The 9,183-nt window shown below is 73.7% G+C and carries 10 protein-coding genes; 9 read left to right on the top strand and 1 reads right to left on the bottom strand.

Translation table 11 applies throughout. From position 1 onward, the window contains the following. The 3 genes from ACWJ6R_RS23265 to ACWJ6R_RS23255 all read left to right on the top strand — a co-directional run. Positions 1-896: M48 family metalloprotease (locus tag ACWJ6R_RS23265; RefSeq protein WP_449064260.1), on the top strand; the 896-nt coding region annotated here is incomplete at its 5' end. Next, positions 827-1,156 carry a M48 family metalloprotease gene (locus ACWJ6R_RS23260; RefSeq protein ID WP_449064259.1) on the top strand — a complete coding sequence of 110 codons (330 nt, stop codon included), beginning with the start codon at positions 827-829 and terminating at the stop codon, positions 1,154-1,156. The genes ACWJ6R_RS23265 and ACWJ6R_RS23260, both read left to right, overlap by 70 nt. Further along, positions 1,153-2,286, top strand: a complete 1,134-nt coding sequence (locus tag ACWJ6R_RS23255; protein ID WP_449064258.1) for a glycosyltransferase family 4 protein — start codon at positions 1,153-1,155, stop codon at positions 2,284-2,286. Before ACWJ6R_RS23260 ends, ACWJ6R_RS23255 begins: the two co-directional genes overlap by 4 nt. A gap of 43 nt (positions 2,287-2,329) precedes the next feature. On the opposite strand, the gene ACWJ6R_RS23250 is transcribed toward ACWJ6R_RS23255, so the two are convergent. Then, positions 2,330-4,126, bottom strand: a complete 1,797-nt coding sequence (locus ACWJ6R_RS23250) for an AMP-dependent synthetase/ligase (protein WP_449064257.1) — start codon at positions 4,124-4,126, stop codon at positions 2,330-2,332. Positions 4,127-4,376: 250 nt separating this feature from the next. On the opposite strand from ACWJ6R_RS23250, the gene ACWJ6R_RS23245 reads away from it, so the two are divergent. The 6 genes from ACWJ6R_RS23245 to ACWJ6R_RS23220 form a co-directional block, all read left to right on the top strand. After that, complete coding sequence (locus tag ACWJ6R_RS23245; RefSeq protein ID WP_449064256.1) at positions 4,377-5,144, top strand: metallophosphoesterase; 768 nt, start codon at positions 4,377-4,379, stop codon at positions 5,142-5,144. Between the two features lie 63 nt (positions 5,145-5,207). Further along, the gene (locus ACWJ6R_RS23240) at positions 5,208-5,645 is read left to right on the top strand and encodes an SRPBCC family protein (protein ID WP_449064255.1); all 438 of its coding nucleotides are present in this window, start codon (positions 5,208-5,210) and stop codon (positions 5,643-5,645) included. Beyond that, on the top strand, positions 5,642-6,811 hold the full coding sequence (locus tag ACWJ6R_RS23235) for an ArsA family ATPase (protein WP_449064254.1): 1,170 nt from the start codon (positions 5,642-5,644) through the stop codon (positions 6,809-6,811). Before ACWJ6R_RS23240 ends, ACWJ6R_RS23235 begins: the two co-directional genes overlap by 4 nt. Next, entirely contained in the window at positions 6,804-7,331 is a 528-nt protein-coding gene (locus ACWJ6R_RS23230; RefSeq protein WP_449064253.1) for a hypothetical protein, read from the top strand. The genes ACWJ6R_RS23235 and ACWJ6R_RS23230 overlap by 8 nt, the downstream gene beginning before the upstream one ends. Positions 7,332-7,353: 22 nt before the next feature. After that, positions 7,354-8,298 (top strand): ROK family glucokinase, encoded by a 945-nt coding sequence (locus ACWJ6R_RS23225; RefSeq protein ID WP_449064252.1) that lies wholly within the window; start codon positions 7,354-7,356, stop codon positions 8,296-8,298. A gap of 184 nt (positions 8,299-8,482) precedes the next feature. Continuing rightward, positions 8,483-9,183: endonuclease/exonuclease/phosphatase family protein (locus ACWJ6R_RS23220; RefSeq protein ID WP_449064251.1), on the top strand; the 701-nt coding region annotated here is incomplete at its 3' end.

Here is a 9,183-nt window from a genome sequence, read left to right as displayed (position 1 = left end):
CCGCGGGGCTCCGCGGGTGGACCCCGACCCGGCCCGCGACTCACCGCCGGCAGATCGCCCGGTCCCAGGCGTTCGACGCCGTGGTGAGCCCGCCCGCCTACCTGTCGCTCGGCCTGACCCTGGTGGCGGCCGGGCTGCTGGTGGCCACCCCGCTGGGCGTGCGGCTGCTGGAACGGCTGCCCGGGCGCTGGTGGCTGCGGGTGCTCCTCGGCGTGCTCGCCGTCACAGTGGCGGTGGAGCTCGTGCGCTGGCCGCTCGGGATGTGGCAGGAGGTCCACCTGCGGGACTATGGCCTGTCCACCCAGGACTGGCCGTCGTGGACGGCCGACCGGCTCAAGAACATCGGGATCAGGACCGCGCTCACCGCGGTCATGGTGCTGGCCGTCGTCGCGCTGGCCCGGCGTTTCGCGCGCTGGTGGATCCCCGCCGCGCTGGGCGCCTTCACGCTGACCGTGACCGTCTCCTTCGCCTACCCGGTGCTGGTGGAGCCGGTCTTCAACGACTTCGCGCCGATGGCCGCCGGGCCGCTCCGCGACGACCTGCTCGCCATGGCCGAGCGCGACGGCGTGCCGGTCGAGGACGTGCTGGTCGCCGACGCCTCCCGCCGGACCACCGCGCTCAACGCCTACGTCTCCGGATTCGGCGCGACCCGCAGGATCGTGGTCTACGACACGTTGCTGCGGGCCCCGGCCGGTGAAGTCGAGCTGGTCGTGGCGCACGAGCTGGGCCACGCCGCCGCCGGCGACGTGCTGTACGGCACGCTGGTCGGCGCCTGGGCGCGGCCTGCGGGGCCTGCCTGCTGTACCTCGCCGCCTCTGCGGGCCCGGTGCGCCGGCGCACCGGGGTCGCCTCGCTCGCCGACCCCCGGGCCGCCGGTCTGGTCATGGGGCTGCTGAGTCTGGCCACCGTGCTCTCCGGGCCCGTGCAGAACGTGGTCAGCAGGCACATCGAGGCCCGGGCCGACGTGCACGCGCTGGATCTGACGCGGGATCCGGCCACGTTCGCGGCCATGCAGCGGCGGCTGGCCGTGGCCAATATTTCTGATTTATCACCAGATGTCGTTGAATATGTTCTTTATGCCTCTCACCCCGCCATCCCGGAGCGGATCGCCGCGGCGCGCTCCTGGGCCGCGCTGAACGGCCTGCCGGAGCCGTGAAGCGCACGCTGATCGTCACCAACGACTTCCCGCCCCGCCCCGGCGGCATCCAGTCGTTCGTGCACGGGCTCGCCGCCCGCATGCCCGCGGGCTCGGTGGTCGTCTACGCCCCCCGCTGGGCCGGGTGCGAGTCCTTCGACGCGCGCCAGCCGTACCCCGTCGTGCGCCACCCCACCTCGCTGATGCTCCCCACCCCCCGGGTCGCCCGCCGGGCCGCCGGCCTGCTGGCCGAGCACAAGTGCGACACGGTGGTGTTCGGGGCGGCGGCCCCGCTCGGCCTGCTCGCACCGGGACTCCGGGCGGCGGGGGCGGAGCGCGTCGTGATGCTGACCCACGGGCACGAGGCGTCCTGGGCCCGCGTCCCGGTGGCCCGGCGGCTGCTGGCCGGGATCGGCCGCCACGCCGACGCGGTCACCTACCTGGGCGAGTACACCCGGCGGCTGCTCGCCGCGGTGATCCCGGAGGAGAAGCTGGTACGGCTCGCACCGGGGGTGGACACCGGGGTGTTCTCCCCGGGGGCGGAGCCGTCCGGCGGCGGCTCCGGGCTCCGGTCCTGGTGCGCCGCCGGGCCGGTGGTGGTCTGCGTCTCCCGGCTGGTGCCGCGCAAGGGTCAGGACACGCTGCTGCGCGCCTGGCCCCTGGTGCTGCGGGCCGTGCCGGACGCCCGGCTGCTGCTGGTCGGCGGCGGGCCGTACCGGAGGAGCCTGGAGCGGCTGGCCGGACGCCTGGGCCTGCGCGGCTCGGTCCGGCTGACCGGGTCCGTGGCCGCCGAGGACCTGCCCGGGTACTTCGCCCTGGGGGACGTGTTCGCGATGCCGTGCCGTACCCGGCTGGGCGGCATCGACGTCGAGGGGCTCGGCATCGTCTACCTGGAGGCGTCGGCCAGCGGGCTGCCGGTGCTGGCGGGCTCCTCGGGCGGGGCGCCCGACGCGGTGCTGCACGGGGAGACCGGCCTCGTCGTGGACGGCGGCTCGGCCGGGGCGGTGGCGGCCGCGCTGGTGGAGCTGCTCGGCGATCCGGCCGGCCGGGCGATGGGGGAGCGCGGGCGCGAGTGGGCCGGCCGCGAGTGGAGCTGGGACCTGGTGGCGTCCCGGTTCACCCGGATCCTGGACCCGGACCGGACCGCTTGACGCGCGGTCCGGAGCGGGTCCGCGGCTCCGCGGCTCCGCGGGCTCAGCCGTACAGCTCGTCGACCTGCTTGGCGAAGTCGCGCATCACGATGTTGCGCTTGATCGACTGCTTCGGCGTGACGTGCCCGGTCTCCTCGCTGAGCTCGATGTCGAGGATGCTGAACTTCTTGATCTGCTCGGCCTTGGAGACCGACCGGTTGGCGTCGTCGACGGCCTTCTGCACCTCGGCGATGACCACGGGATCGGTGCTGAGCTCGGCCAGGGTGGCCCCCTGCTTGCCGTTGGCGGCCTTCCACGGCTCCAGCGCCTCGGGGTCGAGGGTGACGAGCGCGGCGACGAACGGCTTGTCGTCGCCGACCACCAGCGCCTGGCTGACCAGCGGGTGGGCGCGGATGCGGTCCTCCAGCGGGGCCGGGGCGACGTTCTTGCCCGCGGCGGTGACGAGGATCTCCTTCTTGCGGCCGGTGATGCGCACGTAGCCCTCGGCGTCGAGCTCGCCGATGTCGCCGGTGTGGAACCAGCCGTCGGCGTCGATCGCCTCGGCGGTGGCCTCGTCGTTGTTCCAGTAGCCCTTGAAGATGTGACGGCCCTTGACGAGGATCTCCCCGTCCTCGCCGATGCCGACGGTGACGCCGGGGAACGGCTTGCCGACGGTGCCGATCTTGTTGGCGCCGGGCATGTTGACCGTGGAGGGCGCGGAGGTCTCGGTCAGGCCCCAGCCCTCCAGGACCTCGATGCCCACGCCCCGGAAGAAGTGGCCGAGCCGCTCGCCCAGCGCGGAGCCGCCGGTCACGGCGGTGCGCAGGTTGCCGCCGGTGGCCGCGCGCAGCTTGCCGTAGACCAGCTTGTCGAACAGGGCGTGCTTGAGCCTGAGGCCGAGCCCGGCGCCGCCGGAGGACTCCGCCCGGCTCCACGCGATGGCCGTGCCCGCCGCGGCGTGGAAGATCTTGGCCTTGCCCTCGGCCGTGGCCTTCTGCTCGGCGCCGTTGTAGACCTTCTCGAACACGCGCGGCACGCCGAGCAGGAACGTGGGCTTGAACGCCTGCAGGTCGGGGGCGACGTTCTTCATGTTCGGGGTGTGCCCCATGATCGTGCCGGTCTCGATGAGCACGAGCTGGATGACGCGGGCGAACACGTGCGCGAGCGGCAGGAAGAGCAGCACAGAGCGGTTCTCCACGGTGAACAGCCGCTCCAGCGGGCCCTGGGCCACGTTCCGCGCGGTGAACAGCAGGTTGTCGTGGGTCAGACGGCAGCCCTTGGGCAGGCCGGTGGTGCCGGAGGTGTAGACGATCGTGGCCAGGTCGGCGATGCCGCGCCCGCTCCTGCGCTCCTCCAGGGTCTCGTCGGAGACCCCGGCGCCGGCCGCGGTCAGCTCGGCGACGGCCCCGCCGCCCTCGATGCGCCAGATGTGCTCCAGCCCGTCGAGTTCGGGCAGGACCTCGCGGACGGTCTCCTCGTGGGACTCCAGCTCCACGAAGACGGCCTTGGTGCCGCTGTCGGAGACGATCCACTTCACCTGCTCGGCGGAGGACGTCTCGTAGATCGGCACGCCGACCGCGCCGGCGGACCAGATCGCGTAGTCGATCACGGTCCACTCGTAGCGGGTGCGCGACATCAGGGCCACCCGGTCGCCCGGCTCGACGCCCATGGCGATCAGGCCCTTGGCCACCGCGGCGACCTGGTCGCGGAACTCCCCGGCGGTGACGGCGATCCAGTCCTCGCCGACCTTCCGGCGCAGGGCGACGGCGCCCGGCTCCCGCTCGGCGCGCTGGAACACCGTGTCGGTCAGGTTGGCGGAGGCGGGGACATCCACTAGCACGGGAACGCTGTACTCGCGCACGGGTCACTCCTGAATACGCACGGATCGAGATGGGTTAACAGGAAGTTATCGCGATAAGTTACGCGTGGGTAGTTTTGTCACCCAGGCGTTACGAAGGGCGATTTCACGCTATCAGCCGCGCCATGCGGGACCCGCTGACACGACCGGCAGGCGAAGCGTCGCGTCCTATTTGTTACTTATGTCGGAATCATGGCGCTTGCTGGAACCACGGCCCCGGGGAGCCGGTCGCCGGATGGCTAGGATGTCCGGCATGCGGGTTCATGTCGTCAGCGATGTGCACGGAAGGGCCGACGCCCTGGCCCGCGCCGGGGACGGCGCCGACGCGCTGGTCTGCCTGGGGGACCTGATCCTCTTCGTCGACTACGACGACCACTCCCAGGGCATCTTCGCCGAGCTCTTCGGCGCGGAGCGGGCCGCCGAGTTCATCGCCCTGCGCACCGCCAAGCGGTTCGACGAGGCCCGCGCCATGTCCGCCGGGCTCTGGGCGTCGCTGGACGGCGACCCGCGCGACCACATCGAGCGCTCCGTCCGCCGCCAGTACGGCGAGCTCTTCGCCGCGATGCCCGTCCCGGCCTACCTCACCCCCGGCAATGTGGACCTGCCGCGCTACTGGCCGGAGTACGCCCGCCCGGGTCACCGCGTGCTGGACGGGGAGACCGCCGAGATCGGCGGCCTGCGGTTCGGCTTCGTCGGGGGCGGGCTGCGCACGCCGTACCGGACGCCGAACGAGATCGACGACGAGGAGTTCGCCCGCAAGGTCGAGGCCGTCGGCGAGGTGGACGTGCTCTGCTGCCACATCCCCCCGGCGGTCCCCGAGCTCCTCTACGACGTCGTCGCCCGCCGCTTCGAGCGGGGCAGCGAGGCGACCCTGGAGGCGATCCGGCGGACCCGGCCGCGCTACGCCCTCTTCGGCCACGTGCACCAGCCCCTGGCGAGCCGGACGCGGATCGGCAGGACCGAGTGCGTCAACGTGGGCCACTTCCGGGGCAGCGGGACGCCCTTCGCGCTGGAGTGGTGAGGCCGCGGAGGTGAGATCGCCGGGCGGAGGCCATCCCGGTGGGAGCGGTAGTACGGTAACCCCATGGCTGATCGCACGACCTCGAGCATCACGATCGGCGCGGACCGGTCGACCATCATGACGGTGATCGCCGACTTCGGCGCCTACCCCGAGTGGGCGGGGCAGGTGAAGTCCGCGCAGGTCCTGTCCACCGGGCCGGACGGCCGCCCGGAGCGGGTCAGATTCGTCCTGGACGCGGGCGTGATCAGCGACGAGTACTCCCTCGCCTACACCTGGCACGGCGACGAGTCCGTCGACTGGACCGTCGCCGAGGGCGGGAAGATGGTCTCCGGCCTCACCGGCAGCTACCGCCTGGCCGAGGCGGCCGGCGGCACCGAGGTGACCTACGAGCTCGCAGTGGACCTCAAGGTCCCGATGATCGGCATGATCAAGCGGAAGGCGGAGAAGGTCATCATCGACACCGCCCTGAAGGGGCTGAAGAAGCGCGTCGAGAGCGCATGACGCGGGTCCTGCTCTTCACGGGCAAGGGCGGGGTCGGCAAGACGACCGCGGCGGCGGCCACCGCCGTCCTGGCGGCCAGATCCGGCCTCAAGACGCTGGTGGTCTCCACCGACACCGCGCACTCGCTGGCCGACGCGCTCGCGGTGACCGCCGCCGCCGAGCCCGTCGAGGTCGAGCCCTGCCTCTACCTGCACCAGGTCGACACCCAGCGGTCGCTGGAGCGCCAGTGGGGCGAGCTGCGCGACTACGCCCGCGGGGTCTTCGCCGAGCTGGGCCTCGACGAGGTCACCGCCGAGGAGATCACGGTGCTGCCCGGCGCGGAGGAGGTCATCGCCCTGCTGGAGCTGCGCGAGCAGGCCGGGACCGGACGATGGGACGTGATCGTCGTCGACTGCGCGCCCACCGCCGAGACGCTCCGGCTGCTCGCCCTGCCCGAGGCCCTCGACTGGCACGTCAACCGGCTGCTCCCGGTCGGCCGGCGGCTGCTGCGCACGCTCTCCCCGCTGGTGCGCCGGGTGGCGATGGTCAGCGTCCCGGACGACCACGTGGTCGGCGCGGGCGAGCGCCTGCACCGGGCGCTGATGGAGGTCCGCGAGCTGCTGACCGGGCCGGACGCCAGCGTCCGGCTGGTGCTCACCCCCGAGGCCGTGGTGCTCGCCGAGGCCCGCCGCACGCTCACCTCCCTCAGCCTGTACGGCTACCGCGTCGACGCCGCGATCGCCAACCGGGTCTTCCCCGCCGAGGGGGCCGATCCGTGGCGGGAGCGGTGGGTGGCCGCCCAGAGCCGGCACCTGGCCGAGGTGGCGGAGTCCTTCGCGCCGCTGCCCGTGCACACCGTGCCCTACCTGGACGCCGAGCCCGTCGGCCCGGACGCGCTGGCCCGCGTCGCCGAGGCCATGTACGGCCAGGCCGACCCCTTCGCCCCGCCCGCCGGGGAGCCGCCGCTGCGGATCACCGCCGAGGGAGAGCTCCTGCTGGCCCTGCCGCTCGCCGAGAAGGGCGAGGTGGACCTGGCCAGGAAGGGCGACGAGCTGATCGTCACCGTGGGCCCCTACCGCAGGGTCCTGGCCCTGCCCGCGGCACTGGCCCGCAGGAGCGTGCGGGACGCCGCGCTCTCGGACGGCCGTCTGCGGGTACGGTTCCAATCGGGAGGGCCAGATGACTGAGAACACTGCGAACACGAACAACCCGGACGACATGGGCGATCGGAACGGCCGGAACGGCGGAGGCGCGGACCGCGGGACCGGGAGCCCCGGAGGGACCCCCCGGGGCGGCGGGGGCGACCCGCTCGGGAGCGCGGCCGAGGAGGCGTTCAAGCTCTTCGACACGCTCCAGCGCAAGGCCGCGCGGGAACTGCGCAAGAACCTGGTCAAGGGCACGATGACCGGGTTCGGCGGCGCGTTCTCCGGCGGCGGCCGCAGCAGCAGCCGGGACGTGTGGGAGGAGGCGGTCTCCGACCACGACGAGGAGTACATCTGCCGTGCCTGCCCCGTCTGCCGTGCCATGGCGGCGCAGCGCGAGTCCGGAGGCCAGGTGACCGACCACCTGATACAGGCCGGGTCCGAGCTCTTCGCCGCGTTCAAGTCGGCCGTCGACGCGCTGAACGGGCCCTCGGCCTCGCAGCGGGCTCGGGAGCGTGAGGCGTCGCGGGAGGACACCCCCGTGGAGCACATCGACCTGGGGTGAGCCCAGAGGGAAAGGGTGAGAGATGGCGCTGACCATCGGCGTTGACATCGGCGGCACCAAGGTCGCGGCGGGCGTCGTGGACGACGGCGGGCGGATCGTCGCGCAGTGCCTGCGCCCCACTCCGGCCGACAGCCCCGAACGCGTCGCGGACACGATCGCCGACGCGGTGGCGGAGCTGTCGGAGGGCCGGGAGGTCGAGGCCGTCGGCCTCGGCGCCGCCGGGTTCATCGACGAGACCCGCTCGCTGGTGCGGTTCGCGCCCAACCTCGCCTGGCGTGAGGAGCCGCTGCAGAAGAAGGTCTCCGACCTGATCGGCCTGCCCGTCGTGGTGGAGAACGACGCCAACGCGATGGCGTGGGCCGAGACGAGGTTCGGCGCGGGCCGCGGCGAGAGCCACGTCGTGTGCGTGACCGTCGGCACCGGCATCGGCGGCGGCATGGTGCTGGACGGCGCCCTCTACCGGGGCCGCTGGGGCATGGGCGCCGAGTTCGGGCACATGCAGGTGGTCCCCGAGGGACGCCTGTGCGGCTGCGGCAACCTCGGCTGCTGGGAGCAGTACGCCAGCGGCAACGCCCTGGTCGCCGAGGCCAGGCTGATCGCGGAGGCCGACCCGGCGCGCGCGGCCCGGCTGCTGGAGATCGCCGGGGGCACGCCCGCCGACATCGAGGGCCCGGAGGTCACCGACGCCGCCCGCGAGGGTGATCCCGCGGCGCTGGCCGCGTTCTCGGCGATGGCCGAGTGGCTCGGCCAGGGACTGAGCGATCTCGCGGCGGTGCTGGACCCGGGCTGCTTCATCCTCGGCGGCGGCGTGTCGCGCGCCGCCGACCTCTGGATCGACCAGGTCCGGGACTCCTTCGGCCGCAACCTGACCGGCCGGGGGCACCGCCCGCTGGCCGACATCCGCCTGGCCGAGCTGGGCGCCTCCGCCGGCCTCGTCGGCGCGGCCGACCTCGCCCGCCGGCGCTGACCCCGCCCGCCGGCGCGGTCCCGCCGGAAGGCGCACCGGCCTGGAAGGGGCGCCGGCCAGGAGGGCGCACCGACCAGGAGGGCGCCGCGGGCGGCCGGAGACGCTGGCACGCGGCTCCTGCCGCGGTTACGCTGGCGATCACCGGTGCGAGGCCGCCTACGAGGTCACCTGCGAGGTCACCGTGGTGCTCAGGGTCGCCAGCTACAACGTGCGTTCCATGCGCGACGACGTCGCGGCGCTGGGGCGGGTTATCGCCGCCCTCCGCGCCGACGTGCTCTGCGTGCAGGAGGCGCCCCGCTTCCTGTGCTGGCGCTGCAGGCGGCGGCGGCTGGCCGCCTTCGGCGGACTGAGGGTCGCGGCGGGACTGCGGGCGGGCGGCCTGGCCGTGCTGACCGGGCCGGGCGTCCGGCTGCTGCACGGCGAGGGCCGTCTGCTGAAGCACTTCCCCGGCCTGGAGCGGCGGGCGATCGCGATCGCCGTGGTGGAGGCGGAGGGCGCCCGGGTGGCCGTCGGCTGCGTCCACCTGGACCTCGACCAGGCGGCCCGGCTGTACCACGCCAGTGAGGCGCTGGACCTGGTCGAGGAGGTCGCCGGCCGGTTCGGCGCGCTGCCCGTGCTCGCGGGGGACATCAACGAGCAGGCGCACCAGCCCGCCTGGCGGTGCCTCACCGGGCGGCTGGCCGACTGCTACGCGGTCTCGCCGCGCGGTGACGGGCTCACCTTCCCCGCCCGGAACCCGGGCAAGCGGATCGACGCGATCTTCGCGGTGGCGGGCGTCTCCGTGCTCTCCTGCGGCGGGACCGAGGCCGACCCCGCCGACCTGGCCGCCGCCACCGACCACCTGCCGGTGGTCGCCGAGCTGGACTGCGCGCGCGCGCCCGCCGC

The organism is Planomonospora algeriensis (assembly GCF_977012225.1).
Note: the sequence above shows the minus strand (reverse complement) of the source record. Positions and strands in the feature narration are given on the sequence as shown.